Origin of the sequence: Planotetraspora sp. A-T 1434, assembly GCF_025420585.1 — a bacterium.
GTDB lineage: Bacteria > Actinomycetota > Actinomycetes > Streptosporangiales > Streptosporangiaceae > JAOEGB01.
The window spans coordinates 1-25,066 of the sequence record NZ_JAOEGB010000017.1; the positions used below are offsets into that span (position 1 = coordinate 1).

The 25,066-nt window shown below is 70.5% G+C and carries 23 protein-coding genes; 11 read left to right on the forward strand and 12 right to left on the reverse strand.

The genetic code is table 11. The annotated features are described in order from the left end of the window. Positions 1 to 8: 8 nt before the first annotated feature. The 3 genes from N5079_RS21805 to N5079_RS21815 form a co-directional block, all read right to left on the reverse strand. The gene (locus tag N5079_RS21805) at positions 9 to 488 is read right to left on the reverse strand and encodes a GntR family transcriptional regulator (RefSeq protein WP_261585815.1); all 480 of its coding nucleotides are present in this window, start codon (positions 486 to 488) and stop codon (positions 9 to 11) included. Positions 489 to 590: 102 nt separating this feature from the next. Then, positions 591 to 1,262, reverse strand: coding sequence for a RadC family protein (locus N5079_RS21810; protein WP_261585816.1), 672 nt, complete (start codon positions 1,260 to 1,262; stop codon positions 591 to 593). 52 nt (positions 1,263 to 1,314) lie between these two features. Further along, complete coding sequence (locus N5079_RS21815; protein WP_261585817.1) at positions 1,315 to 2,052, reverse strand: GntR family transcriptional regulator; 738 nt, start codon at positions 2,050 to 2,052, stop codon at positions 1,315 to 1,317. Positions 2,053 to 2,259: 207 nt separating this feature from the next. Here N5079_RS21815 and N5079_RS21820 point away from each other — a divergent pair, with 207 nt between their 5' ends. The 4 genes from N5079_RS21820 to N5079_RS21835 all read left to right on the forward strand — a co-directional run bounded on the left by N5079_RS21820 (position 2,260) and on the right by N5079_RS21835 (position 6,132). Next, the gene (locus tag N5079_RS21820; RefSeq protein WP_261585818.1) at positions 2,260 to 2,541 is read left to right on the forward strand and encodes a hypothetical protein; all 282 of its coding nucleotides are present in this window, start codon (positions 2,260 to 2,262) and stop codon (positions 2,539 to 2,541) included. A 242-nt stretch (positions 2,542 to 2,783) separates the two neighbouring features. After that, complete coding sequence (gene dapA, locus N5079_RS21825) at positions 2,784 to 3,701, forward strand: 4-hydroxy-tetrahydrodipicolinate synthase (protein WP_261585819.1); 918 nt, start codon at positions 2,784 to 2,786, stop codon at positions 3,699 to 3,701. Between the two features lie 151 nt (positions 3,702 to 3,852). Continuing rightward, positions 3,853 to 5,538 carry a ribonuclease J gene (locus N5079_RS21830; RefSeq protein WP_261585820.1) on the forward strand — a complete coding sequence of 562 codons (1,686 nt, stop codon included), beginning with the start codon at positions 3,853 to 3,855 and terminating at the stop codon, positions 5,536 to 5,538. Between the two features lie 96 nt (positions 5,539 to 5,634). After that, positions 5,635 to 6,132, forward strand: a complete 498-nt coding sequence (locus N5079_RS21835; RefSeq protein WP_261585821.1) for a DUF402 domain-containing protein — start codon at positions 5,635 to 5,637, stop codon at positions 6,130 to 6,132. Here the strand turns inward: N5079_RS21835 and N5079_RS21840 are convergent. The 9 genes from N5079_RS21840 to N5079_RS21880 all read right to left on the reverse strand — a co-directional run bounded on the left by N5079_RS21840 (position 6,125) and on the right by N5079_RS21880 (position 18,436). Beyond that, entirely contained in the window at positions 6,125 to 7,687 is a 1,563-nt protein-coding gene (locus N5079_RS21840) for an MFS transporter (protein ID WP_261585822.1), read from the reverse strand. The two genes, N5079_RS21835 and N5079_RS21840, sit on opposite strands and share 8 nt — an antisense overlap. 30 nt (positions 7,688 to 7,717) lie before the next feature. Then, positions 7,718 to 11,089, reverse strand: coding sequence for an AfsR/SARP family transcriptional regulator (locus N5079_RS21845; RefSeq protein WP_261585823.1), 3,372 nt, complete (start codon positions 11,087 to 11,089; stop codon positions 7,718 to 7,720). A 15-nt stretch (positions 11,090 to 11,104) separates the two neighbouring features. After that, positions 11,105 to 12,235: a hypothetical protein gene (locus N5079_RS21850; protein ID WP_261585824.1), complete on the reverse strand. Its 1,131-nt coding sequence runs from the start codon at positions 12,233 to 12,235 to the stop codon at positions 11,105 to 11,107. Continuing rightward, positions 12,232 to 13,491 (reverse strand): glucarate dehydratase family protein, encoded by a 1,260-nt coding sequence (locus N5079_RS21855; RefSeq protein ID WP_261585825.1) that lies wholly within the window; start codon positions 13,489 to 13,491, stop codon positions 12,232 to 12,234. The genes N5079_RS21850 and N5079_RS21855 overlap by 4 nt, the downstream gene beginning before the upstream one ends. After that, complete coding sequence (locus N5079_RS21860) at positions 13,485 to 14,390, reverse strand: 5-dehydro-4-deoxyglucarate dehydratase (protein WP_261585826.1); 906 nt, start codon at positions 14,388 to 14,390, stop codon at positions 13,485 to 13,487. The genes N5079_RS21855 and N5079_RS21860 overlap by 7 nt, the downstream gene beginning before the upstream one ends. A gap of 131 nt (positions 14,391 to 14,521) precedes the next feature. Then, the gene (locus N5079_RS21865) at positions 14,522 to 15,283 is read right to left on the reverse strand and encodes an IclR family transcriptional regulator (protein ID WP_261585827.1); all 762 of its coding nucleotides are present in this window, start codon (positions 15,281 to 15,283) and stop codon (positions 14,522 to 14,524) included. 71 nt (positions 15,284 to 15,354) lie between these two features. Next, positions 15,355 to 16,212 carry a carbohydrate ABC transporter permease gene (locus N5079_RS21870; protein ID WP_261585828.1) on the reverse strand — a complete coding sequence of 286 codons (858 nt, stop codon included), beginning with the start codon at positions 16,210 to 16,212 and terminating at the stop codon, positions 15,355 to 15,357. Next, positions 16,209 to 17,132, reverse strand: a complete 924-nt coding sequence (locus tag N5079_RS21875; protein ID WP_261585829.1) for a carbohydrate ABC transporter permease — start codon at positions 17,130 to 17,132, stop codon at positions 16,209 to 16,211. The genes N5079_RS21870 and N5079_RS21875 overlap by 4 nt, the downstream gene beginning before the upstream one ends. Then, a complete protein-coding gene (locus N5079_RS21880) occupies positions 17,129 to 18,436 on the reverse strand; it encodes an ABC transporter substrate-binding protein (RefSeq protein WP_261585830.1) in 1,308 nt (435 codons plus the stop codon). The genes N5079_RS21875 and N5079_RS21880 overlap by 4 nt, the downstream gene beginning before the upstream one ends. Positions 18,437 to 18,620: 184 nt before the next feature. Here N5079_RS21880 and N5079_RS21885 point away from each other — a divergent pair, with 184 nt between their 5' ends. The 7 genes from N5079_RS21885 to N5079_RS21915 all read left to right on the forward strand — a co-directional run bounded on the left by N5079_RS21885 (position 18,621) and on the right by N5079_RS21915 (position 25,056). Beyond that, a complete protein-coding gene (locus tag N5079_RS21885) occupies positions 18,621 to 19,385 on the forward strand; it encodes an IclR family transcriptional regulator (RefSeq protein ID WP_261585831.1) in 765 nt (254 codons plus the stop codon). A gap of 35 nt (positions 19,386 to 19,420) precedes the next feature. Next, a complete protein-coding gene (locus N5079_RS21890; RefSeq protein ID WP_261585832.1) occupies positions 19,421 to 20,215 on the forward strand; it encodes an NAD-dependent epimerase/dehydratase family protein in 795 nt (264 codons plus the stop codon). Between the two features lie 2 nt (positions 20,216 to 20,217). Beyond that, positions 20,218 to 21,669 carry an aldehyde dehydrogenase (NADP(+)) gene (locus N5079_RS21895; RefSeq protein WP_261585833.1) on the forward strand — a complete coding sequence of 484 codons (1,452 nt, stop codon included), beginning with the start codon at positions 20,218 to 20,220 and terminating at the stop codon, positions 21,667 to 21,669. Positions 21,670 to 22,134: 465 nt separating this feature from the next. After that, positions 22,135 to 22,944 carry a 5-dehydro-4-deoxy-D-glucuronate isomerase gene (gene kduI / locus N5079_RS21900; protein WP_261585834.1) on the forward strand — a complete coding sequence of 270 codons (810 nt, stop codon included), beginning with the start codon at positions 22,135 to 22,137 and terminating at the stop codon, positions 22,942 to 22,944. After that, entirely contained in the window at positions 22,944 to 23,690 is a 747-nt protein-coding gene (locus N5079_RS21905) for an SDR family oxidoreductase (RefSeq protein ID WP_261585835.1), read from the forward strand. The genes kduI and N5079_RS21905 overlap by 1 nt, the downstream gene beginning before the upstream one ends. Positions 23,691 to 23,702: 12 nt before the next feature. Next, positions 23,703 to 24,467, forward strand: a complete 765-nt coding sequence (locus tag N5079_RS21910) for an IclR family transcriptional regulator (protein ID WP_261585836.1) — start codon at positions 23,703 to 23,705, stop codon at positions 24,465 to 24,467. Positions 24,468 to 24,603: 136 nt separating this feature from the next. Next, on the forward strand, positions 24,604 to 25,056 hold the full coding sequence (locus N5079_RS21915) for a nucleoside deaminase (RefSeq protein ID WP_261585837.1): 453 nt from the start codon (positions 24,604 to 24,606) through the stop codon (positions 25,054 to 25,056). Positions 25,057 to 25,066: the final 10 nt, after the last annotated feature.

Here is a 25,066-nt window from a genome sequence, read left to right on the forward strand (position 1 = left end):
CGCGCGAGCTAATCAGTTGGCCAGTTGTCCGGCGGTGAGACGTAGGTGCCGCGATAGGGAACGGTGAATACCCATCCCTGCGCGCGAAGAAACGCGACGGCCTGGCGAGCGGTGACCTTGGCCACGCCGTACTGCTGCATCAGGGCCTTCTCGCTGGGGATGGGGCGATTGGGCTTGAACTCCCTGCGCCGGATGCGTTCCGCTATCTCCTCGGCGATCTGCTGGTACAGGGCGATCTTGCGGCGGGCGCGTGGCGCGGAATCGTCGCCGACGAATGTGCCCTCTCCCTGAACTGTGTAGACGAGGCCCTGCTCGCGCAGCTCACGTGCGACGCGGCGAGCGGTCGTCCTGGCGATGCCGTACTCCGCCTCCAGTTCGGCCTCGCTGGGCATGGGGTTGCCCGGCGGCAGCTCGCCGTTGTCGATGCGATCGCGGATGATGTCGGCGATCTGCTTGTAGACCGGTATTGGCCCGTCTCGGTCAAGCACAGTCGAACGATAGACCAAAGCGTACATGTTTGCACAAAGCAGACACTCATTAACACCTAGTCATACGGGTTGATAGACCAGTAGTATCGAGAGCACCTACAGTCAACTCTGCCGTTGTTCATATGGAATCCGGCGCCAGGCGGTGTCGGTGACGATCACGTGGTCGAGGAAGCGGAGGCCCACGGTGTCTGCGGCCTCGTGGAGGCGGGCGGTGACTTCGAGGTCGGCGGTGCTGGGGTCGAGGGATCCGCTGGGGTGGTTGTGGGCGAGGCCGAAGGCGGCCCCGCCGGAGACGAGGACGGTGGTGACGATGTCGCGGACGGGCGCGGGAGTGTGGTCGCTTCCGCCTTCGCTGACGACCGTGCGGCGGATCACGGCCCCGCGGGGGTCGCAGATCACCACCACCAGCCGCTCCCGCGGGTATCCGTGGAGGAGGGGCGCCGCCGCCGACGCGATGTCGGCCGAGCAGGTGATGCGGCTGCGCTCCGGCTCGGCCTGCGCTCGCCGTACGAGATGGAAGGCCGCGGCGACGCGGGCCGCCTTGGCGGGCCCGACACCCGGCACGGCGAGCAGGCGGTGCGCCTCGGACCGGGAGAGCTCGCCCAGATCACCGCAGTGGGCGATGACCTGGGACGCGAGCTCGACGGCGCTGACGCCCCTGCTGCCCGAGCCGAGCAGCAGGGCGAGCAGCTCCCGGTCGGCCAGCGCCGACGCCCCCGATGTCAGGAGCCGCTCACGGGGCTGGTCGGTCGGGGGCAGGTCCTTGACGCGCATCGGCACCTCCGGATGGGGAATCCGGGATGGTTGTACCAGTGGACACCGACAGTCAGAGGTGGACGGGAATCCCGTAGACGAGCCGGAACCTGTCACCCGGGATCACGATGTCACTGGTCTCCACCGGGCGCTCTCCGGCCCAGTAGGTGCGCTCGACATGCAGGACCTGAACGCCGGCGGGGAGCTCCAGCAGGTCGCTCTCGGTCGGCTGGGGCACCCGCACGTGGACCGTCTCGCCGATCTCGGTGACGGGGGTGCCGTTGGCCGCCATCCGGGACACCGCGCTCCGGCGCTCGTTCGTCCCCTCCTCCGGGGCCTGGCTCTGGCCGAACTCGACCAGCTCGTACGACGTGGCGAGCTGCATCGGCTTGCCGTCGCCGCGGAAGACGGAGCGGATCCTGATCACCGGGCTCCACTCGCTGAGCTGCAGACGCTGGGCGATCTCCGGGGGCGCCTCGGAGAGCTCGCTCCGCCAGGTCCACGTGGGATGCCGGTTGCCAGCCTGCATGTCCATCGCGAACGGCGTGTGGGGCTCGGGGACGCGGCTCCGGTAGAGGGGGAGCAGCGTCGGTTTCTCGCGCACCCGGTGTCCGGATCCGACGCGGCCGACGATCAGGCCCTCCTGGGCGAGGACGCGGAGCGCGTGGCGGGCGGCGGTCTCGCCGACGCTGTACTTCCTGGTGATCTGGTGCCGGGAGGGGATCGGCGCCCCCGGTGGGAGCGTGCCATCGACGATCTGACGGCGGAGGTCCTCGACTACGCGTAGGTAAACCGGATCAGAGTTGGCCATCAATCCATCCCTCGGGGGCTGGGCGGATTCCCAATGGTGGCGTATTCGACAAGCAACCCAGAGTAATGGCCCCTGCCTGTGATTCCAACTTTGCCAGCCGAAAGGCTACTAATGGGCGCATCTGGTACTCCGGCGTCAGGTCCGGCAAGTCCTGGAGTTTCCCCTGATCGACGGCGGACTCCTCGCGCCGCGTCGTCCCCGGCGAACGTGCTCCCGTCGTACCACGGGATCCATGTCGCACCGCTTCAGGCGGACCACGAGCGGATCAACTGGATGGTGCCGACGCACCGGAGCGACCGCATCCGGGTCCGCAGGCACACGTGCGACTGCAAGGCGACGATCTATGAGTTGTGCCACGCCGGCGGTGTGCTGTTCATCCGCCGGACAATCCGCAGGGACGAGGGCAACCGCGTGCATGAGACGGAGCGACTCATCACCGTGCGGATGGAAGACCTCTGGACCAGGCTGATCCTGGGGCAGGCACGGTGACCGTAGGGGTGCATACGGCAGATCCGAAAAAATTTCACCAGGAGCGTGTAACGCGACCGTAAGACGCGGCGATTCTCCGGTAGAGGCCGCTGATGTGTGTACCCCCGAGCACATATCGGCGGCCTCTTTCGCTGCCCCAGGCCCCGCGCTGCCATCCCGGAAGCCGCGACGCCGCTGGTGACTTGGGCATAACGGGGTGGCGGGGTCCACGGGCCTCCCCGGATCCAGGTAGCGTTCGCTCTATGGCATCGCCAACTGGAACCTCCGACGCCCCCTTCGGCCGCATGCTGACCGCGATGGTCACGCCGTTCACCTCCGACGGCGCGGTCGACTACGAGGGTGTCCAGCGCATCGCCACCTATCTTGTGGACGAGCAGCGCAACGACGGCCTGGTCGTCAGCGGCACGACAGGGGAGTCCCCCACCACGACCGACGAGGAGAAGGACCGCATCCTGCGGGCCGTCCTCGAGGCCGTGGGCGACCGGGCCACCGTCATCGCCGGGGCCGGGAGCAACGACACCCACCACAGTGTCGAGCTGGCCCGCGCCGCCGAGCGCGCGGGGGCGCACGCCCTGTTGGTCGTCACGCCGTACTACAACAAACCGCCGCAGGAAGGTCTCTACCGCCACTTCACCGCTGTCGCGGACGCGGCCGACCTTCCGGTGATGCTCTATGACATCCCCGGCCGCTCCGGCGTGCCGATCCTGACCGAGACGCTGATACGGCTCGGACGGCACCCGCGCATCGTCGCGGTCAAGGACGCGAAGGCCGACCTTTTCGCGGGTTCCCAGGTCATGGCGGCCACCGACCTGGTCTTCTACTCCGGCGACGACACGCTCAACCTGCCGTGGCTGTCGGTCGGCGCGGCCGGGCTCGTGAGCGTCGTCGGCCACGTGGCGGGCGCGGAGCTCGCCTCCATGATCGATCGCTATCGCTCCGGCGACGTGGCGGGCGCCGTCGCGCTGCACCGCCAGTTGTTGCCGGTGGTCACGGGCATCATGACCCGCACGCAGGGCGCGATCATGTCGAAGGCGGCGCTGAAGCTGGTCGGGCAGGACGGCGGTTCCGTACGGCTTCCGCTCGTCGACGCCACGGAGGAGCAGGTCGCGTCGCTGCGCGAGGACCTCATCGCGGGCGGTCTCAAACTTGTCGATAGCTAACAACCAAATGGAGCCGAATGAGCGAGCGAAATACCGGAAGCCGTAGCCGTCACACCGGGTGCGGAGGAGCTCGCAGGAGCGAGCGTAGCGAGCCAGTCAATCAACGCGGCGCCTGGCGAATGCCACTCCGAGCCGAAGGCGAGGAGTCGGCATGAGCCACCCGCATCCCGAGCTGGGGCCGCCCCCGCCGCTGGCGGACAACGGCCTGCGCATCGTCGCCCTCGGCGGCCTGGGGGAGATCGGCCGCAATATGGCGGTCTTCGAGTACGACGGCCGCCTTCTCGTCGTCGACTGCGGCGTGCTGTTCCCCGAGCCGGACCAGCCCGGCGTGGACCTGATCCTGCCGGACTTCGACTACATTCGCGGCCGCCTGGACGACATCGAGGCGGTCGTCCTCACGCACGCGCACGAGGACCACATCGGCGCCGTGCCGTACCTGCTGCGCGAGCGGACGGCCATCCCGCTGGTCGGTTCGCGGCTCACGCTCGGGCTGATCGAGAGCAAGCTGTCCGAGCACCGGATCCAGCCGGTGAAGGTCGAGGTCATCGAGGGGGAGCGGCGCAGGTTCGGGCCGTTCGAGTGCGAGTTCCTCGCGGTCAACCACTCCATCCCGGACGCGCTGGCCGTGGCCATCAGGACGCCGGCCGGCATCGTGCTGCACACCGGCGACTTCAAGATGGATCAGCTCCCGCTCGACGGGCGGCTGACCGACCTCGGCGGTTTCGCCCGGCTGGGGGCGGAGGGCGTCGACCTGCTGATGTCGGACTCCACGAACTCCGAGGTGCCCGGCTTCGTCACGAGCGAGCGGGACATCGCGCCGGTCATCGACGACGTGTTCCGCGCGGCCGACAAGCGGATCATCGTCGCCAGCTTCGCCTCGCACATCCACCGGGTGCAGCAGATCATGGACGCCGCGGACAAGCACGGCCGCAAGGTCGCGCTGATCGGCCGGTCCATGGTCCGCAACATGGGCGTCGCCCGTGATCTCGGTTACCTGAAGGTGCCGGCGGGCCTGCTCGTCGACTCCCGTGAGATCGAGGAGTGGCCGCCGGAGGACGTGGTGCTGATCTGCACCGGATCCCAGGGCGAGCCGATGGCGGCGCTGTCCCGCATGGCCAACCGCGACCACCCGATCCGGATCGCGGCGGGCGACACGGTCCTGCTGGCGTCCTCGCTGGTGCCGGGCAACGAGACGGCGGTCAACAAGGTCATCAACGGCCTCACCCGCTGGGGCGCGCGGGTCGTCCACAAGGGCAACGCCCGGGTGCACGTCTCGGGTCACGCGGCCGCCGGGGAGCTGCTGTACGTCCTGAACCTGACCAAGCCGTCCAACTTCATGCCGGTCCACGGCGAGTGGCGGCATCTGCGGGCGCATGCTCGTCTCGCCGCCCTCACGGGCGTGCCGGAGGAGAACATCGTGATCGCCGAGGACGGCGTCGTCGTGGACCTGGTCGACGGCCATGCCGGGATCGTCGGCGCGGTGCCGTGCGGCTACGTCTTCGTGGATGGCACTTCGGTCGGCGACGTCACGGACGTGGCGCTCAAGGACCGGCGAATCCTGGGCGACGAGGGCTTCATCTCGATCGTCGTGGTGGTCGACTCCACCACCGGCAAGCTGACCGGCGGCCCGGAGATCACCGCGCGTGGCTCCGGCATCGACCCGGAGGCGTTCGACGCGGTCATCCCGCAGATCGAGATCGCGCTCCAGGAGGTCGCCGCCGCGGGGGTCGCCGACGTCCTGCAGATCCGCCGCACCCTCCGCCGTACGGTCGGACGCTGGGTCAGCGACACCTACCGCCGACGCCCGATGATCATCCCGGTGGTCGTCGAGGTCTGAGGTCCGTACGAACACGCACCGAGGCCGGCCGTCGTCGCCGGCCTCCGGTGAATATGCCGTTGCGTTCGGGGATGGGCCTGGCATAGCGTCCGGCCCGTGTCCGAGGTGAGGGTCGTTTACCGCAAATACGGCGGATCGTTGCACTGGAACCATCCCGGGAGGCTCCTGGGTGAGGACGAGCACGGCGCGTGGGTGGGCTGCGGCGCCGGCACCGTCGGCCGGAGGGGACATGAGCCCCCGGTCGTCTGGGAGATGCCGTTCGTCATGCTTTTCCCGCGCGACCAGTGGTGGACGGCCACGTTCAACGTGGACGGGCACGAGACGGCGATCTACTGCGACGTCACCACCGTGCCGGTGTGGCACGGTGGCGAGGTGACCATGGTCGATCTGGATCTCGACGTGCTGAGGTTCAAGGACGGTCGCCTGCACCTGGACGACGAGGACGAGTTCGCCGAGCACCAGGTGCGCTACGCGTACCCCGACGAGGTGATCAGCCAGGCGGAGCGGTCGGCCGCCTGGCTGATGGACGCCGTGGGCCGGGCGTCCGGCCCGTTCGGCGGCGCGCACGGCCACTGGCTGTCGCTGGTCAGCTGACCGCTGCGACGCCCTCGACGGGGTCCTCGGAGAGATCCTGCCCAGTGCTCTCGTCTTCCGGGATCACCTTGGGGACGCCGCGCAGCGCGAACAGGGCGGCGACGGCGAGGCAGAGGAGGATCGCCGCGCCGGTCAGAACGGTGGCGTGGAGCCCCTCGACGAACGCCTGCTTCGCCGCCTCCGTGACGGCCCCCGCCACGTCACGGGGCAGCGTGGCGGCGGCGCGCAGAGCGCCCCCGAGCGTGTCGCGGATCTGGGCCTCGGCCCCGGCGGGCAGCCCCGCTGGGAGGGCGAGACCGTTGCGGTAGGTGCTGTTCAGCACACTGCCGAGGACGGCGATGCCGAGCGCGCCGCCCATCTCGTGAGCGGTCTCGGAGATGGCCCCGGCCGCCCCCGCTCGCTCCTTCGGCGCGGTGGCGAGCAGCGTGTCATTCGTCACGGCGAAGGTGAACCCCATGCCGACGCCTTGGATGATCATGGCGACGAGCAGATAGGGGTAGCTGAGGTCGGTCCCGATCCGGCTGAACAGCGCGAACCCGGTCGCGGTCATGGCGAGGCCCAGCGCGACGACCGGTCCCCGGCCCCACTTGTGGACCAGCGTGCCGGCGAGCGCCCCGCCCCCGCCGGCCGCGAAGCCCCCCGGCATCCCGGCGAGGCCCGCGATCAACGGCGACCAGCCCAGGACGAGCTGGAAGTACTGGGCGAAGACCAGCGACATGGCCAGCATGGCGAACATCGCGACCAGCTCGGCGCCCACCGACGCGGCGAAGGCCCGGCGGCGGAACAGCCGGACGTCGATGAGCGGCTCGGCCAGCCGGGTCTGCCGCCAGACGAACACGACCAGCGCGGCCACTCCGATGAGGGCGGTGGCGATGACGGATCCCTGGGCGGCTCCGCCGCGAGCGGCCTCCTTGAGGGCGTAAATCAGCCCGAGCACGCCGACGACCGAGAGCGGGACGCTCGGCAGGTCGATCCGGCCGGGACGGGGATTGCGTGACTCGGGGAGCACGACGAAGCCTGCGACCAGGATGCCCGCGACCACCGGCAGGTTGATCAGGAAGACCGAGCCCCACCAGAAGTGGTCGAGCAGGGCGCCCCCGACGAGGGGGCCGAGGGCGAAGCCCACTGCCGAGACGCTGCTCCAGACGCCGACCGCGCTGGTCCGCTCCTTCGGATCGGTGAAGACATTGCGGACCAGCGAAAGCGTCGAGGGCATGATGACCGCGCCGGCGACGCCGAGCAGCGCGCGAGCGGCGATGAGGAGCTCGGGATTGGGGGCGTAGGCCGTTATCGCCGAGGCCGCGCCGAACGCGGCGGTGCCGATGAGCAGCAGCCGCTTGCGGCCGATCCGGTCGCCCACGTTGCCCATCGTCACGAGCAGCCCGGCCAGCGCGAAGCCGTAGATGTCGGCGATCCAGAGGAACTGGGTGGCCGACGGGTTCAGGTCGGCGACCAGCTTGGGGCTGGCGAGGTGCAGGACGGTCAGGTCGATGGACAGCAGCAGCACAGCCAGGCACGCGATCACGAGCGTGCCCCACTTGCGGGAGTTCGTCATGCACGCAGGGTCGGCGGTCGCGCTGACGAGTCACTCACCGAACGCTGACAGGTGCCCTTCCATGACGGTCAGCGCGGGCAGCGCGACGTGGTCCGGACCCCGCCTCGTGAGAGCCTGGCCCCGGGCGTACGCCCTGTCATAGGCCGCGTCACCGATGCGGGCGCGGCATCGCGCGCCGACCCGGGCGAGGTCGGCGTCTCCCATCGGGGACGTGCCGCGGAGGGCCGCGCCGACGCCCAGGAGCAGGGCCGCGCGCTCGGCGTCGCCTTCCAGCAGCGCCACTCCCGCGAGCCCCTCCGCGACCCTCGCCGTCACGGACACGTCCCGGTCGCCGAGCCCCGTCGTCAGCGCGCGGCGATGCCAGGCCAGGGCCTCGGCGGCGTTTCCCTCGGCCTCCGCCGTCCACCCCAGCGCGAGGTACACCTGCGCCCGCGTCTCCTCGGCGGCGAACCAGTCGGCCGTGCACTCCGCGAGCGCCGCCTCGTAGAGCGACCGCGCCTCCCGGAGGTCGCCGCGCAGCCGCGCCATCTCGCCGAGGCCCAGGTGGGCGGCGCCGAGCAGCTCGGGAGCGCCCGCCTGGCGGGCCAGCTCGGCCGTGCGCTCGTAGTCGGCGCGGGCTCCCCCCTCGTCACCAGTACGGGCCCTGCCCCGCGCCCGGCGGCACAGCGTCTCGGCGACGTCGACCGTGGCGCCCAGCCGTTCGGCGAGCTGGAGCGCCTCGTTGGTGTGCGCCTCCACTCTGGCGTAATCACCCTGGAGGTCGGCGAGATCGGCCATCGCGGACAGCGCCATCGTCAGCGCCCAGCGGTCCCCGACCGCCCGCAGCGCCTCCACCGACGCGGTGATCTGCCGATCGGCCTCCGCGAGCCGTCCGTCGAAGAGCAGGAGATATCCCCTGCCGAAGTCGGTGAGCCCGTTCAGCCACGGGTCCCCGTCCAGAACCCCGGCCCTGCTCTCCAGCTCCTGGAAGGCACCCCTGTCCGGCGGGCCGCCGACCACGGCCCGGAGCACGAGGAGGTACGGCTGTCGCGGTGGTTCGCGCAGACCGTCGGCCACGCGGATCGCCGTGCTCAGGCTGGACTCCAGGCCGGGGCCGAGGCCGGAGGCGGCGCCGCCCGACACGGCTGTGAACACGCACAGCGCGTGCTCCTCGGCGAGCCCCGCTGGCGGCTCGGTTCCGGTCCTGGCGAGCAGTTCCCGGGCCAGACCGGCGGCCTCACTGCGCAGACCGCGCAGCAGCCAGTAGCCCGCCGAGGCCGACAGCAGCCGCAGCCCGTCCTCCGCGCCGGCGGCCCTCACAACATCCTGGGCGGCATCGTCGTCGGAATCATCGGCGGCCCTGTGGAGCGCGGCGTGCAGGTTGTCGCGCTCGGCGTCCAGACGCCGCAGCCACTCCAGCTGCTCCGGCCCCCGCAGGTGGGGGTCGGCGGTCTCGGCGAGATCCAGGTAGTACGCCAGGTGGGCCCGGTGGAGCCGTTCCTCCTCGCCCGCCTCGGCCAGCCGTTCCGCGCAGAAGGCGCGGATGGTCTCCAGCATCCGGTAGCGGTCGCCCACGGCATCGACCACCGCCTCGACCAGTGACTTCTCCACCAGGGAGGCCAGCACGCCGTCCGTGTCCGGCACCCCGCACACCCGCTCGGCCGCCTCCAGCGTCGCGCCGCCCGCGAAGACCGTGAGCCGTCTCGCCAGCGCGCGCTCGGTCTCGTCGAGCAGGTCCCAGCTCCACTCGACCACCGCGCGGAGCGTGCGGTGCCTCGGCTGTGCCGTACGGCTGCCGCGCGACAGCAGCGAGAAGCGGTCGGTGAGGCGGGCGGCGAGCTCGGCGGCCGTCAGCGACCGCATCCGGGCGGCTGCCAGCTCGATGGCCAGCGGCAGCCCGTCGAGCGCCCGGCAGATCCGCGCGATGTCCTCCGCGCCGGGCTCGACGTCGGGCCGTACGGCGGAGGCGCGCTCGGCGAACAGCCGCACCGCCGGATAGGCGAGTGCCTCCGCCGATGGCGTGCCGGGCGGCGGCAGGTCGAGGGGAGGAACGGGATAGAGCCGCTCGCCGGTGATGCCGAGCGCCTCCCTGCTGGTGGCCAGGACGCGCAGCGCCGGGCACGCGCTGAGCAGGCGGTCGGCGAGCCGGGCGGCGGCCTCCACGACGTGTTCGCAGTTGTCCAGCACGAGCAGCGCAGGCCGGTCGCCGAGGGCCGCGACCAGCCTCGCGACGGGATCCGGCGCCGGGCCCGAGCGAGCCGGCGCCGGGGTGGCCAGCAGCCCGGTCTCGCGGAGCCCGAGCGCGGCGAGCACCGCCTGCGGCACGTCGGTCCCGTCGCCGAGCGGCGCGAGCTCGACGAAGCAGACGGTGCCGGGCTCTCGGCCGGCGGCCTCCGTCGCGAGCCGCGTCTTGCCGGTGCCTCCGGGACCGGTGAGCGTCACCAGCCGGGCCTCGCCGAGCAGCGCGCCGATCCGCTCCAGGTCCTCCGCCCGGCCCACCAGGGTGGTGAGGTGGGCGGGCAGCGAATGCCGTACGGCGGGGCCGGGGGAGAGGGACGGGTCGGAGCGGAGCACGGCCAGGTGGATCGCGGCCAGCTCGGCGGAGGGGTCGGCGCCCAGCTCGTCGGCGAGCCTCCGCCGGGCGTCCTCGAACGCCGTCAGAGCCTCGGCCTGGCGGCCGGCCGCGTAGAGCGCGCGCATGAGCTGGCCGAGGGTCCGCTCGCGCAGCGGGTGGGCCGCCGCCCGGTCCCGCAGCTCGGCGACGAGGTCCCCGTGCCCACCGTGGTGACCGTGCCCAACGTGGTAACCGTGCCCACCGTGGTGACCGTGCCCAACGTGGTAACCATGCCCAACGTGGTGGCCGTGCTCGCCGAGCGCCAGCCTGGCCTCCGCGAGGTCCTCGGCCGCGGTGAGGCGCAGCTCCTCCAGCCGGGTCGCCTGCGCGGCCGCGAACGGCGCGTCGAGGACGTCGGCGAGCGCGGGCCCGCGCCAGAGATCGAGGGCCTGCCGCAGCGACGCGGCCGCCGCGCGGTGGTTTCCCGATGAGAGGGCCCGCCGCCCCTCGGCCGCGAGCCGCTCGAACCGGAACGCGTCCACGTCGTCAGGATCGACGGCGAGGCGATATCCGGCGGGGTGGCCCTCCACCAGGTCACCGAGATGCCGGCGCAGCCGCGAGACCTGGGCCTGAAGGGCGTTGACGGCGTTCGCGGGAGGGTCGGCGCCGTAGAGGCCGCCGATGAGGCGCTCGCCGCTGACCACCCGGCCCGCGCCGAGCAGCAGCAGCGCGAGCAGCGCCCGGAGCCCCGGCCCGCCGACGGCGACCGCGCCCTCATCCGGGCCCGCACCTGGCCCCGAACCTGGGTCCGCATTCGGGCGCTCATCGCCGAGCCGGGCCTCCGTGGGGCCGAGAATGCCGAACCGCATGCATGAGATTGTGGCTCACCGTCTGATCGCGCGAGCCATCGCTTCCAGGCGGGCGGCGGAGGCGAGGCCGCCGTGGTACCAGTGGATCTCCTGGGCGCCGGCGGCGGTGTAGGTTTCAGCCAGCCAGGCCAGGGCCTCTCCGTCCGCGGGACGCGGCGGTAGGGCGAGGAGGTAGGCCCCGACGCGCGGGCCGAGCCGCCCGAGCGCGCGCAGCCCGGCCTCGTCGACCTCGGGGGCGTTCCAGCAGTTGCCGATCAGGACGTCCACGTCCACACCGGCGGGCACGGTGGCGAAGGGGCCGGTCGCCCAGGGGTCGGCGTTCGCGTGCAGGCCGATCGGGATTCCGGGCCGCACCGAGCGGGCCTCCGCGAGCAGCAGCGCGCGGAGCTCGCCCGCGAGCCCCGTCCTCAGGTCGCGTACGGCTTCCGCCAGGTCGCCCAGCGCCGACTCGACGGACTCGACCGCCTCGGCCGGCTGGTCGACGGCGGCGCGCACCCGGGACCGCAGCTCGGCCACGTCGATCCCGGCCGACTCGTAGCGGGAGACGCATGCCGTGCAGAAACAGAGGGACAGCAGCGCGATCACCGCGGCGTTCCAGTCCGTGCCGTCGGTCTTCTCGTGGTGGCCGCCGTGGCGGAACCCGAGCGCGCCGCACGCCTCCAGGATCAGCGCGTCGGGGTCGCCCAGCTCGACGACCTCGTGGACCAGAGTCCGGCAGTATTCCCGCACGTCGGCGGAGGCGGGGCACAGCGCGTACGAGTACGGCTCGCCGAAGGCGTTCCTGACGACCAGGTCGGGGTTGGCGGAGCCGAGCAGCGTGTTGTGGGTGAGGACGGTCCAGGCGTGGACCGGCAGGCCCTCGGCTCGGAGGGCGTCGCGGGCCTCGCCGAACGGGTCGCCGGACGCGACCCACGCCGGCGCGCCGGGGACCAGGCGGCTTCCCTTCCACGCCTCCTCCCGGAGCGGGACGTAACACGCGGCGTGCCGGGCGTCGACGAGCCGGTGCTCCGGATGGAGCGGGGTGGCGGCGCGGGTCGTGTGGTAGGACGCGGCCAGCGCGACGGCGTCTCCGCCGAGAGCCTTCAGGCGTCCCGCGGCGGCCGGGTCCCCGACGACGTCCCAGGGGTAGGCGTAGATGACGTTCACCAGCGTGGCCTCCGGGCCGAGAAGGACGGGTCGAAGCTCTGCATGTACGTCGTGTCGTCGCGGGAGCGGACGCCACATTTCTCATACTGCTCGTTCATGACGGCGAGGGCGTCGCGGTCGAGCTCCACGCCGAGACCGGGGCCGTCGGGCACCGGCACCGCGCCGTCCACGAACCGCAGCGCGCCCGGCGCGACCACGTCCTGCCCGTCCTGCCACGGCGTGTGGGTGTCGCAGTCGTGGGTGATGGCGGGCGTGGCGGCCGCCAGGTGCGTCATCGCGGCGAGGCTGATCCCGAGGTGGGAGTTGCTGTGCATGGACAGCTCGATGCCGAAGGTCGAGCACAGCGTCGCGATGTGGGAGGACTTCAGCAGCCCGCCCCAGTAGTGGTGGTCGAGGAGCAGCACGCCGATCGCGCCCTGTTGGATGGCCGTGGGGAGGTGCTCGGGCGTGACCACGCACATGTTGGTCGCCAGCGGCATCGGGACCAGCGGTGCGACGCTCGCCATGTTCTCGATGCCCGGCGCCGGGTCCTCCAGGTATTCCAGGACGCCGTCGAGCGCGCGGCCGACCTCGATCGAGGTGTCCACGCTCCACGCGGCGTTGGGGTCGAGCCGCAGCGGGTGCTCGGGGAACGCCTCCCGCAGCGCGAGGATCGCCTCGATCTCCTCGACCGGCGGGTACACCCCACCCTTGAGCTTGATCGAGCGGAAGCCGTACTTGCCGATGAACATGCGAGCCTGCTCGACGAGCCCGGCGGGGTCGAGCGCGGCACCGAAGGAGTCCTCAGGCTCGCCCGGATGCCCGGCCCACTTGTAGAACAGATAGGCGCTGTACGGCACGGCGTCCCTGACCTTGCCGCCAAGGAGGTCGACGACGGGCCGCCCGGCCGCCTTGCCCTTGATGTCAAGGCATGCCACCTCGAACGGCGAGAACACCCGGTCGACGGTCTTCTCGTGCGTGGCCGCGCCGGTCAGCCCGTGCCTGTCCACGACGACGTCGGCCCCCACGGAGGCGATCACCGCCGCGTAGATCGCGTTGTGGTGGTAGACGTCGAGCCCGATCAGCGAGCGCGCCGCGTCGCGGACCTTGCCGAGGTGGTCGAGGTCGCCGTAGGTCTCGCCGAGCCCGGTGAGCCCCTCGTCGGTCACCACCTCGACGATCGTGCGCAGCGCCCATGGCTCGTGTACGCCGGCCGCGTTGAGCAGCGGCGGGTCCCGGAAGGCGACCGGGGTGACGTGGACATCCCGGATCAGCACCCGACGATCTCCAATCCCCGCGCGATGAGCCTTTCGAGCTGTGCGACGTGCTCCGGCGCGGCGTCGATCAGCGGCGGGCGGACCACGCCGGCATTCAGCCCCCGCAGCGTCACACCCGCCTTGACCAGGGAGACGGCGTAGCCCGGAACGAGGTCGCGGAGCTCGACCAGCGGGCGGTAGAACTCGGCGAGCAGCCGCCTGGCCAGGTCGTCGTCGCCTGCGGTGACCGCCTTGTAGAAGCCGAGGGCCACCTCGGGCGCGAAGCAGAAGACGGCCGACGAGTACAGGTTCACACCGATGCCCCGGTAGGCCATGACGGTCATCTCGGCGGTGGGCAGCCCGTTGAAGAAGGCGAACTCGCGGTCGGTGGCGTCCCGCACGGCCAGGACGATGCGCTGGAGCTGGTCGAGATCGCCGAGCCCGTCCTTGAACCCCATGATGTTCGGCAGCCCGGCGAGCTCGACGACGGCGTCCGGCGTGAACCGGGCGTTGCCGCGCTGGTAGACGATCGACGGCAGGTCCGTCGCGGAGCTCACGTGGCGGATGTACCGCACGAGCCCGCTCACCGGAGCGGTGACCAGGTAGGGCGGCAGGAGCAGCAGGCCGTCGGCTCCGGCCCGCGCGGCGGTCTCCGCGCAGGACCGGGCGAACGGCAGGGCGCCGCCCGCGCCGGAGAGCACGGGAACCCGCCCGGCCACCGTCTCCACGGAGATCCGCACCACCCGCTCGTACTCGTCGAGACCCAGGGCGTTGTACTCGCCGGTTCCGCACGCGGCGAACACTCCGCCGGCACCCGCCCTCACGCCCTCATCGATGTGTCGCCGGAGAGCCTCCTCGTCGAGCCGGCCGTCCGCGGTGAACGGGGTGACCGGAAAGAACAGAATGCCGTCGAGATGCATGTATCAACCCTTCACCTCGTCCACATATGTGGACGGCGTCCTTCATCCTGGGCGGTATCCAGAAGCTAACTGGGCATTCTCGTAGAAGTCAACACGCCCCGGGATGACCTAGAGGGAAGGGGACGCCGAGGTCAGCGGATTCCCTCGCGCCGCAGGGTCGCGGCGAGCTTGCGGGTGTGCCGGACGAGGGCATCGGTGATCTTCTCGACCTGGTCGTCCGGGAGCCCGGCGGGCATCGAGCAGCTGATGGCGTCCGTGGCCGGAATGCGGTAGTCGACCGCGCATGCCACGCAGGCGACTCCGGTGGTGCCCTGCTCACGCTCGTACGCCCAGCCCCGCATGCGCACCCGGTCCAGCTCGGAGATGAGCGCGGCCCGGTCGGTGTAGCTGTGCGGGGTGATGCCCTCGAGTCGTTCCGGCAGCGTGGCCGTTACCTCATAGTCGGTCAGCTCGGCCAGCAAGGCCTGGCCGAGCGCGGTCACATGCGCGGGCAGCCGCCGCCCGACCCGGGAGATGACCCGGAGCTCCTCGCGGGACTCCCGGCTAGCCAGGTAGAGCACGTGCGCGTCATCGCGGCGGGCGTAGTGCACGGTGTGCCCGACCTCGGCGCGCAGGTCTTCCAGGGTCTCGTAGGCCAGCGGCAGCGCCGGGTCCTTGTCCAGGTAGGCGGTGCCCGTGAGCAGGGCGTGCGGGCCGATGCCGTACGCCAGGCGCGTCTCGTCGGACTCGATCCACTTCAGCTCGGCGAGAGTGCGGAGCAGGGCGTGCAGGCTGCTGCGCGGGTATCCCACGCGCTGCTGGAGTTCGGACAGGCTGAGCTTCTGCGGCGAGGCCGCCAATGCCTCCAGAATGCGGACGGTCCGCTCCGCGGACTTGACCAGAGAGGGCTCCACGGCTGTCCCATCTGCCGAGAGTGGTGCAATGGTTGTCAGAGTATCGTCCGCCGTTCATATATGTGACACGGCTATCCCTTTACGGCGCCGCTGGTCAGGCCCCGCATGAACTGGCGCTGGAAGGCCAGGAACGCGATGACCGACGGCAGGAGGGCCAGCAGCGAGGCCGCGAGCAGCACGCCGATGCCGACCTCCTCGTCCGACCTCAGCGTCCGGAGCGCGATCGGCAGGGTCCACTGGTCCGAGTCCGTGGCCACGATGAGCGGGAGCAGGTACTGGTCCCAGATCATGGTGAAGCCGAACACGCCGATGACACCGAGCGCGGGGCGGCAGAGCGGCAGGATGATGGTGAAGAACGTGCGGAGCTCGCCCGCGCCGTCGATCCGCGCGGCCTCCTCGATCTCGACCGGGACCTCCTTCATGAACTCGGTCATGACCAGGATCGAGAAGCCCCAGGCGCCGACCGGCAGGATCATGCCCGCGTACGACCCGAGCAGGTTGGTGTGGAGCACAGGCAGATCGCCGAGCACGACCGAGAGCGGGATCGCGATGATCTCCTCGGGGATCATCATCGTGGTCAGCATGAGCAGCAGCACGACCGCCATGCCGCGGAATTTCTTCCGGGCGAGCGCGTAGGCGGCGAACACGCTGACCACCATCTGCAGCAGCAGCCCGAACCCGACCACGACGAAGGAGTTGACCAGGTAGAGGTAGACTTTCCGCTCGCCCGCCTTGGTGAAGTTCTCCAGCGTGAGCTGTTCCGGCAGCGAGAAGTGGGTCGGATCGACCACGTGATTGAACGCGCTGACCAGCAGCCCCACCAGCGGTCCGGTGAAGATGATCACGATGCCCGCGTAGAGCACGAACTTGAGCACGGTGGCGACCGGGCCCTTGTGGGATTCGAGCCCCAGCGTGGTGTCGAATCTCATGACGACCTCCTTCGCACCAGTTGCACCACGACGGTCAGGAACAACGTGGCCAGGAACAGCACGAGCGACCCCGCGGACGCCAGGCCCAGGTCGTTGTTCTGCAGGCCCTCCTTGTAGATGAGGGTCATCAGCACCTCGGAGGACCCGTTGGGCCCGCCGTTCGTCATCACGTAGACCTCGACGAAGATTCGCAGCCCGCGGATCGCCGCCAGCGTGAACAGGATCCAGAACACCGGCCGCAGCGCGGGCAGCGTGACCTTGATGAACCGCTGCCACAGGGTGGCGCCGTCCACGGCCGCCGCCTCGTAGAGCGTGCGGTCCACGCCGACCAGGCCGGCCACGAAGATCATCATGTCGTACGGCGCGGCCCGCCAGATCCCCATGCCCATGATCGACAGAAGGGAGGAGTGCTCGCTCGCCAGGAAGGGCTCCGGCCCGAGCCCGACCCAGCCGATGATGGAGTTGAGCAGGCCGTCGGCAGCGGGGTGGTACATGATGCGCCAGACCTCGGCGACCGCCGCGATCGTGGTCACCACCGGGAGGAACGCCGCGGTCCTGACGAACCAGAGGTATCTGGCCGGTCCCTCCACGAGAAGGGCGAGTAGCAGGCCCAGCAGGATGGACCCCGCCGTGGTGCCCGCCGCCAGCAGCACGGTGTGCCACATGGCCGAGGTGAAGGCGCTGTCGGTCAGGATCGTGCGGTAGTTGTCGAGGCCGACCCACCGGTCACCCAGGTAGGGGCGGACCTCGTAGAAGCTCATCCGCAGGCCCTCGAACATGGGGATGAACTTGAAGTAGAGGAACAGCAGCAGCGCGGGGGTCAGATACAACCACGCGACCAGCGGCCCGCGCCGCCACCTCGACTTGGGGCGGCGGCGCGGGGTCACCTGGTCCCTGGGGGGTGACAGAGTGACGGTCATGATGCTTTCTGGGTCGTCAGTTCCTGGGTGAAGGTGTTGGCCAGAGTGTCCATCGACGCCTTGACGTCGGTCGAGCAGTCGGCCCACGCCGCGTTGATCGCGTCGGCCGACTTCTGCCGGAACGGCGTCCAGTCAGGCACCGGCGGGGCGTAGACGGCGTACTGGTAGGAGTCCTGGAACACCTTCCAGCGCGGGTCCTGGCGCTCGGCGGAGAGATCCACCGTCTTGTTGACCGGGAGGCGGACGATCGGGCCTTCATTGTCGCCGTTCATGCCGACCTTCTGGCCTTCGGCGGAGATGGCGTACTCGGCGAACTTCTGCTGCTCGGCCTCGTGCTTGGAGCCCGCCATCTCGTACACGTTCTCGCCCTCGCCGAGCGTGCCGGGACCGCCGGACGGGCCCTTGGGCACCGGCACGACCTCGATCTTGTCGGTGCCGATGCTCTTCACGAACCGGGCGAGCACGTAGGGGCCGACCAGGTAGATGCCGCCCTGGCCCTTCTCGAACACGGTGTGCGTGACGGTGGTGTCGTTGCTCACCGCGCCCGGGTTGACCGTCTTCGCGGTGCAGAACTGGTCCTGCAGCCACTTAACGGCCTCGACGGTCTTGGGGTCGTTGACCGCGGGGGCGAAGTGGCCCGGTGAGGTGGCCTTGAGGAAGTCGCCGCCGTTCGCGAAGATCAGCGAGGAGGCGTACCACGACGCGTAGCCGCGCTTGGTGCCCGCCGGGGCGACGAACCCGGCTGTGTCGTTGGCTCCGTTGCCGTCGGGGTCCTTGTCGGTGAACGCCTTGGCCAGCTTGGCCAGGTCGTCCCAGGTCTGCGGGGGCTGCAGGCCGACCTTCTCGCGCCAGTCCTTACGGATGATCAGCGCGAACGACTGGGCCGAGAACGGCGCTCCGTAGTACTTGCCGTCACCGGCCTGGGCCGCCTTCCAGGCGATCTCGGAGAGCTGGTCGGCACCCTTGAGCTTGGCCTTGTCGATCTCGCGCAGCCATCCCTGGTGCTCCATGTTGCCGAGCCGGGCCGTGTCGTTGATGACGATGTCCGGCAGGTCCTTGGCCGCGGCCTGCTGCTGCAGCTTGGTCTCGAAGTCGTCGAACAGCGCGACGAGCTTCGTCTTGACACCGGTGGCCTTCTCGAACGCCGCCACGAACTTCTGGGCGGTTTTGTGCGAGGGCGAGTTGGGCACCTGACGTATCCAGATCTCCAGCGCGTCGTCGGAGCTGGATCCTCCGGAGCCGCAGGCTGAGAGCGGTACGGCCAGGACCAGTGCAACTGCGACCCCGAGCAGACGACGTGGCATCAGACCGCCTCCTGTTCACATACTTGGATTGATTCGCAAATGTGGCGCTTGTCCACGTGAACGTAACGGGGCCCTGTAGCACAGTCAACGGTTTAGCGCCGAGTCATACATGTGAACTTTGATCGGTATTGTGAACGCCGGAGGGGCGCTGCGACACTTGCGGCGTCCAACGAAAGGACTTCGGATGGAAATGCGGGCTCCGGTCAAATCGGCTGACCGGACCGTGGAGCTGCTGGAGGCGCTGGCCCGCGCCCAGCGCAGGCTCACACTCGCGGAGCTTCAGACCGAGCTCGGCTACCCCAAGTCGAGCCTGTACATGCTGCTGCAGACCCTGCTCGGCCGCGGCTGGGTGGAGGCCGACCCCAGTGGCCTCGCATATGGCATCGGCGTGCGCGCCCTGCTGGTCGGCACGTCCTACCTCGACCGCGACCCGGTGGTCCGCGCCGCGGCGGTGGTCCTCGAACACGTCCGGGCGGAGACCAACGAGACCGTCCACCTCGCCAGGCTTGACGGGACGGACATGGTCTACCTCGCCAGCCGCGAGTCGGAGCACCACCTGCGCTTCACGTCGCGGGTCGGCCGCCGCCAGCCGGCGTACGCCACCGCGCTCGGCCGGGCGATCCTGGCCACCCGCCCTCCCCACGAGGTGGAGTCGCTGCTCCCCGAGGCGCTCGTGGCGCTCACGCCGTACACGATCATCGACAGGGACGCCCTGCGTGACGAGCTCGACCGCGCGAGGCTCAACGGCTACGCCAGCGAGCGCGAGCAGAACGTCCCCGGTCTCGGCTGCTTCGCCGTCGCCCTGCCGTACGGCATGCCGGTGACGGACGCGCTCAGCGTCTCGATCCCTCTGGCCCGTCTGGACGAGACCCATCAGAAGCACATCGTCGACACCCTCTTCGACGCCGCCCGGCGCATCACCGACCTACTGCGTACGGGCGCGATTTGACCGGCGCACAGGCCGCGCCAATCCAAAGGAGGCACATGCGAATTCTCATGACGGGCGCCGCGGGCGGCGTCGGCACCCACCTCCGGCCCCGCCTGGCCCAGGAGGGGCGGGTGCTGCGCCTGCTCGACATCGTCCCTGTCGAACCGGGCCCCGGGGAGGAGGCGATGACGGCCGACGTCACGGACCCGGACGCGATGACCAAGGCGATGGACGGTGTCGACGCGGTCCTCCACCTCGGCGGCCACAGCCTGGAACAGCCCTGGGCGGACATCCTCCAGATCAACATCAACGGCACCTACGTGCTGCTGGAGGCGGCCAGGAAGGCCGGAGTGCGACACGTCGTGATGGCGAGCAGCAACCACGCCGTGGGCTTCCACCCCCGGATGGCGGAGGCGCCCGACTACCTGTTCCCGCGGCCGGACACCTTTTATGGCGTCAGCAAGGTCACGCTGGAGGCGCTCGGCTCGCTCTACCACGACCGGTACGGCCTGGCCGTGACGTGCCTGCGCATCGGCTCCTGCTTCGAGCGGCCGAAGGACACCCGGATGCTGTCGACCTGGCTGTCCCCAGACGACTGCGCCCGGCTCGTCGAGGCGGCGCTGGTGGCGGACGGGTTCCACATCGTCTGGGGGATCTCCGCCAACACCCGCCGCTGGTGGTCCCTCGACGAGGCGCGGGCCATCGGCTACGAGCCCAAGGACGACTCCGAGGTCTACGCGGAGGAGGTCATCGCCCGGCACGGCGAGCTCGACCCCGGCGACATCGCGTACTCCCTGCTGGGCGGCGCCTTCTGCCGTCCCGAGCTCCACGTCGACAAGCTGGGACGGTGATCATGACTTCGAGTGTGAATCCCGCCGTGACAGACGCGGTGGAACGGGCCGCGGCGGCGGGCGCGAGGTGGCGCGCCACTCCGGCCGAGGAGCGCGCCCAGGTGCTGGAGGCCGTGGCCGACGTGCTGCTGAAGCACGCCGACGAGCTGTGGCCGGTGGCCCACGCGGAGACGCACCTCGGGGAGGTGCGGCTGCGCGGCGAGATCGCCCGCACGGCGTCGCAGTTCCGGCTGTTCGCCGACGTGATCCGTGACGGCGGCCACGTGGAGGCGGTGATCGACCATCCCGATCCCGGGGCGACCCCGCCGCGGCCGGACGTGCGCCGGATGTACCACCCGATCGGGGTCGTCGCGGTCTTCTCCGCCAGCAACTTCCCGTTCGCGTTCTCCGTGGCGGGAGGCGACACGGTCTCGGCCCTCGCCGCGGGCTGCCCGGTCGTGGTCAAGGCCCACGAGGGCCACCCCGAGACCTCTGACCTGACCGCCTCGGTCGTACGGCAGGCCCTGCCGGACCCGGACCTGCTCGGTCTCGTGCACGGCTTCGAGGCGGGCGCGCCGCTGGTCCAGCACCCGCTGGTGACGGCGGTGGGCTTCACCGGGTCGCTGGCGGGCGGCAAGGCCATCCAGGGCCTGATCGACGAGCGGCCCGACCCCATCCCGTTCTACGGGGAGCTGGGCAGCGTCAACCCGGTCGTCGTGCTCCCCTCCGCCGACCCGTCGGCGGTCGCGTCCGGCTTCGCGGCGTCGCTGACGCTGGGCGTCGGCCAGTTCTGCACCAATCCCGGCCTGGTCTTCGTGCCGGACGGATTCGAGGAGCCCATCCGGGAAGCGGTCGCGGCGACCAGCGGCGGCCTGATGCTCACCGCCAAGATCCGCGACGGCTACCTGCGATCGGTCGGACGGCTGGCCGAGCGGGCCGAGTCCGGCGGCGGGCTGTCCGTCCTGGCCACGGGGAGCGCGGCGACGGGCGGTCCGGAGATCGGGGCGGGTGCGGTGACGCCCCAGGTCTTCACGGCCGACCTGGAGGTCTTCGCCGACGGACTTCCGGAGCTGGGAGAGGAGTGTTTCGGTCCCGCCGCAATCATCGTGAAATATCGAGATTCATCCGATCTCCCGGCGGTGCTGCGACGGCTCCCGGGATCGCTGACGGCGACCCTTCACTCGACCGACCCGCGGGAGGCCCACGACCTCACGCCGGTGCTGGAGCGGATCGCCGGACGCCTCATCTGGAACGGCTGGCCGACCGGTGTCGCGGTCTGCTGGGCCATGCACCACGGTGGGCCGTGGCCGGCGACGACCAACGCCGCTCACACCTCGGTCGGCGCCGCCTCGATCAAGCGGTGGCTCACCCCGGTGGCCTACCAGGACTGGCCCGCGGGGCTGCTTCCGGCGGAGGTGCGGGACGACAACCCGCTCGGAGTGCCCCAGCGGGTGGACGGCCGCCTGCGCCCCTAACCTTGCCGCCAACCCCGGGGCAAACGTCGGCGTGAGCCTCGGGGTAAACGCCGGGCGTGAGCCTTGGCACCACCCTCGGGCGTGAGCCTTGGCACCACCCTCGGGCGTGAGGCTTGGCACCACCCTCGGGCGTGATCATGCACACATTCCCCGGGATGGCCCTGAGCTGACTGTTTGCGTATAGCGATCATGCGCTGCGCTCTCCTTGCATGATCACGCCTGAGGGTGGCGCTGGTCGCGGGCTTGTCTGGGAGCCTATGCATGATCACGCTCGGCGTCGGCGCCGCCCAAAGGCTTATCCGGGAGTCTGTGCGTGATCACGCCGGGGATTCCTCTTTCGCTTCGTCCTTCCGCTCCTCTTGGGGTTTCGCTTCCTCGCTAGTGCCGTCCTTGACCTCCGGCGGCCATTGAGTGTTCGATGTAGCAGCAGATTGTTTCATGTAGCGAAACCAAATGGAGGGCGCGATGGAGGTACGGCACGCGACGGCGCCGGACCAGGTCCCCGGGATGACGACCGAACGGCTTCGCGAGCGGTTCGCCGTGCCAGGGCTGTTCGGCTCCGGCGAGGTGCGGCTCGTCTACTCCATGGAGGACCGAATCGTCCTCGGCGGGGTGCGGGCGAGTGGCCCGGTCGCGCTGCCCTCCCCCGACCCGCTCCGGTCGGAGTACTTCCTGGAGCGCCGTGAGCTCGGCGTCGTCAACATCGGCCCCCCGGGCACCGTGACCGTCGACGGACGGTCGTACGAGCTGGGGAACAAGGAGTGCCTCTACGTGGGGCGGGGCTCTCGCGACGTGGTCTTCGAGGGGGGGACCTACTACCTGGTCTCCACCCCGGCCCACGCCGAACACCCGACTGTGAAGGCAGGTCTCGACGACGCCGAGCCGACCCACCTGGGCTCCCAGGAGGGGTCGAACGAGCGGACCATCTACAAGTACATCCACGCGAAAGGCATCCAGAGCTGCCAGCTCGTGCTCGGGGTCACGGTCCTCCAGCCGGGCAGCATGTGGAACACCATGCCGTGCCACACCCACGAGCGCCGGACCGAGGTCTACCTCTACTTCGACCTTCCCGAGGACCACCGGGTGTTCCACCTGATGGGGCGGCCGGACGAGACCCGCAACCTGGTGCTCGCCAACGAGCAGGCCGTCATCTCGCCCTGCTGGTCGGTGCACTGCGGGTTCGGCACCCGGAGCTACTCCTTCATCTGGGCCATGGGCGGGGAGAACCAGGCCTTCGACGACATGGAGCACGTGGCGATCGAGGCCATGCGGTGATGTTCTCCCTGGAAGGCAAGACGGCGCTCGTCACCGGATCCCGCACGGGGATCGGCCGGGCGCTCGCGGTCGGCCTCGCCCGCGCGGGCGCCGACCTCATCCTCCACGGCCACCGCGACGACCTGGAGGACACCGAGGCCGAGGTCAAGGCGGCGGGCGGCAAGGCGCACCGCTGGGTGCTCGACCTGTCCGACCCGTCCCACGTCCCCGGCGCCGCGGCGGAGCTGCTCGACGCCCACCAGATCGACGTGCTCGTCAACAACGCCGGGATCATCCGGCGTGGTCCCGCGCTCGACCAGTCCTACGACGACTGGCGGGCGGTGATGGACGTGAACCTGGACTCGGTGTTCCAGCTCACCCGTGTCGTCGGCGCCCCCATGGTGGAGCGCGGCTCCGGCAAGGTCATCATGATCGCCTCGCTGCTGTCGTTCCAGGGCGGGCTCAACGTGGCCGGGTACACGGCGGCCAAGCACGCGGTCGCGGGACTCACCCGCTCGCTCGCGGTCGAATGGGCCCCGAGCGGGGTGCAGGTCAACGCGATCGCCCCCGGCTACATCGAGACCAACAACACGTCAGCGCTGCGCGACGACCCCGAGAGAGAGCCGGCGATCCGTACCCGCATACCGGCGGGACGGTGGGGGACGCCCGAGGACATCGTGGGCGCGGCCGTGTTCCTGGCCTCTCCCGCCTCGGACTACGTCAACGGCCACCTGCTCGCGGTCGACGGCGGCTGGCTGGCCCGCTAGTAGGCTCCATACGTGGTCCGCGAAGGAAGTTCCATTGACAAGGCACTCGCGGTGCTGGAGGCGATCGCCGACCACCACCGCGTCACGGACATCGCGGCGGCGACCGGGGTGTCCAAGTCCACCGTTCACCGGATCCTGCAGTCCCTGGTGGAGTGGGGCTTCGTGCGGGCCGACGGCAGCGGTGGTTACGAGCCCGGCCCGCGCATCCTCACCCTCGCGGGGCGGGTGATGACCAGGTTCGACCCCGCCAGACAGGCGGGGGAGGCGCTGCGCTCCCTCCACGAGCGCACGGGCTACACCACGCACTTCGCCATCCGCAACGGCGACGAGGCCGTCTACGTCGAGAAGCTGGAGGGCCGCAGGCCGTACCAGATGCCCTCGCGGGTCGGGATGAGCCTGCGCCTCCACAGCACCGCGATCGGCAAGGCGATCCTGGCCGAGCTGCCGGACGCGGAGGTCCGCGAGATCGCCGGGCACACCGGGCTGGTACGGCTCACGCCGAACACGCTCACCGACGTGGAGGCGCTGGTGGCGCACCTGGCCGAGGTCCGGGCGGTGGGCTACGCCATCGACGACGAGGAGAACGTGCCGGGCCTGCGATGCGTCGCCGCGCCCGTGTTCGACCACACGGGCCGGGTGCTCGGCGGGATCTCGATCTCGGCCCTGGTGATGGACATGGACCGCGACGACCTGGAGGGCTTCGCCGCCGAGGTCGTCGCCGCGGCCCGGGAGGTCTCGGTGGCCCTCGGCGCGTCGAGTCCCCTCGTTCGGGGGTGATCGGGCCGCCGGCGCGGCCACGCGTGTCGCCCGTGTTACGGGCTTCGCACCTGGGAGAAACTGCCCATTTTGGGCGTGCCTGAGGCCTTTTCCGGGCGGCCGTAGCAGCGGATAGTGGAAGCCGGGAGGCCCGCCGATGACTGAACGGCTCGACGATCGCGCCATGCTCGAAATCGCCCTTGAGGAGGCGAGGAAGGGATACGCCGAGGGCGGCATACCGATCGGGGCGGCGCTGTTCGGCGCCGACGGGCGGTTGCTCGGGCGGGGTCACAACCGGCGGGTCCAGGACGGCGACCCCTCCGTCCACGGCGAGACGGCGGCCTTCAGGAACGCGGGCCGCCAGCGGAGCTACCGCGGCACGACCATGGTCACGACGCTGTCGCCGTGCTGGTACTGCAGCGGCCTGATCCGCCAGTTCAGCATCTCCCGCCTGGTCGTCGGCGAGTGCCGCACGTTCATGGGCCGGCACGAGTGGCTGGCCGACGCCGGCGTCGAGGTCCACGTCCTCGACTCCGGCGAGTGCGCCGAGCTGATGACCGAGTTCATCGCGGCCCGTCCCGAGCTGTGGAACGAGGACATCGGGTCATAGGCACCACCCA

Excerpts from the sequence above, each read along its gene's own strand:
- N5079_RS21810 (WP_261585816.1), bottom strand. The coding sequence starts at position 1,262 with ATGCGCGTCAAGGACCTGCCCCCGACCGACCAGCCCCGTGAGCGGCTC.
- N5079_RS21815 (WP_261585817.1), bottom strand. The coding sequence starts at position 2,052 with ATGGCCAACTCTGATCCGGTTTACCTACGCGTAGTCGAGGACCTCCGC.
- dapA (WP_261585819.1), top strand. The coding sequence starts at position 2,784 with ATGGCATCGCCAACTGGAACCTCCGACGCCCCCTTCGGCCGCATGCTG.
- N5079_RS21830 (WP_261585820.1), top strand. The coding sequence starts at position 3,853 with ATGAGCCACCCGCATCCCGAGCTGGGGCCGCCCCCGCCGCTGGCGGAC.
- N5079_RS21840 (WP_261585822.1), bottom strand. The coding sequence starts at position 7,687 with ATGACGAACTCCCGCAAGTGGGGCACGCTCGTGATCGCGTGCCTGGCT.
- N5079_RS21845 (WP_261585823.1), bottom strand. The coding sequence starts at position 11,089 with ATGCGGTTCGGCATTCTCGGCCCCACGGAGGCCCGGCTCGGCGATGAG.
- N5079_RS21860 (WP_261585826.1), bottom strand. The coding sequence starts at position 14,390 with ATGCATCTCGACGGCATTCTGTTCTTTCCGGTCACCCCGTTCACCGCG.
- N5079_RS21870 (WP_261585828.1), bottom strand. The coding sequence starts at position 16,212 with ATGAGATTCGACACCACGCTGGGGCTCGAATCCCACAAGGGCCCGGTC.
- N5079_RS21875 (WP_261585829.1), bottom strand. The coding sequence starts at position 17,132 with ATGACCGTCACTCTGTCACCCCCCAGGGACCAGGTGACCCCGCGCCGC.
- N5079_RS21880 (WP_261585830.1), bottom strand. The coding sequence starts at position 18,436 with ATGCCACGTCGTCTGCTCGGGGTCGCAGTTGCACTGGTCCTGGCCGTA.
- N5079_RS21885 (WP_261585831.1), top strand. The coding sequence starts at position 18,621 with ATGGAAATGCGGGCTCCGGTCAAATCGGCTGACCGGACCGTGGAGCTG.
- N5079_RS21890 (WP_261585832.1), top strand. The coding sequence starts at position 19,421 with ATGCGAATTCTCATGACGGGCGCCGCGGGCGGCGTCGGCACCCACCTC.
- N5079_RS21895 (WP_261585833.1), top strand. The coding sequence starts at position 20,218 with ATGACTTCGAGTGTGAATCCCGCCGTGACAGACGCGGTGGAACGGGCC.
- kduI (WP_261585834.1), top strand. The coding sequence starts at position 22,135 with ATGGAGGTACGGCACGCGACGGCGCCGGACCAGGTCCCCGGGATGACG.
- N5079_RS21905 (WP_261585835.1), top strand. The coding sequence starts at position 22,944 with ATGTTCTCCCTGGAAGGCAAGACGGCGCTCGTCACCGGATCCCGCACG.
- N5079_RS21915 (WP_261585837.1), top strand. The coding sequence starts at position 24,604 with ATGACTGAACGGCTCGACGATCGCGCCATGCTCGAAATCGCCCTTGAG.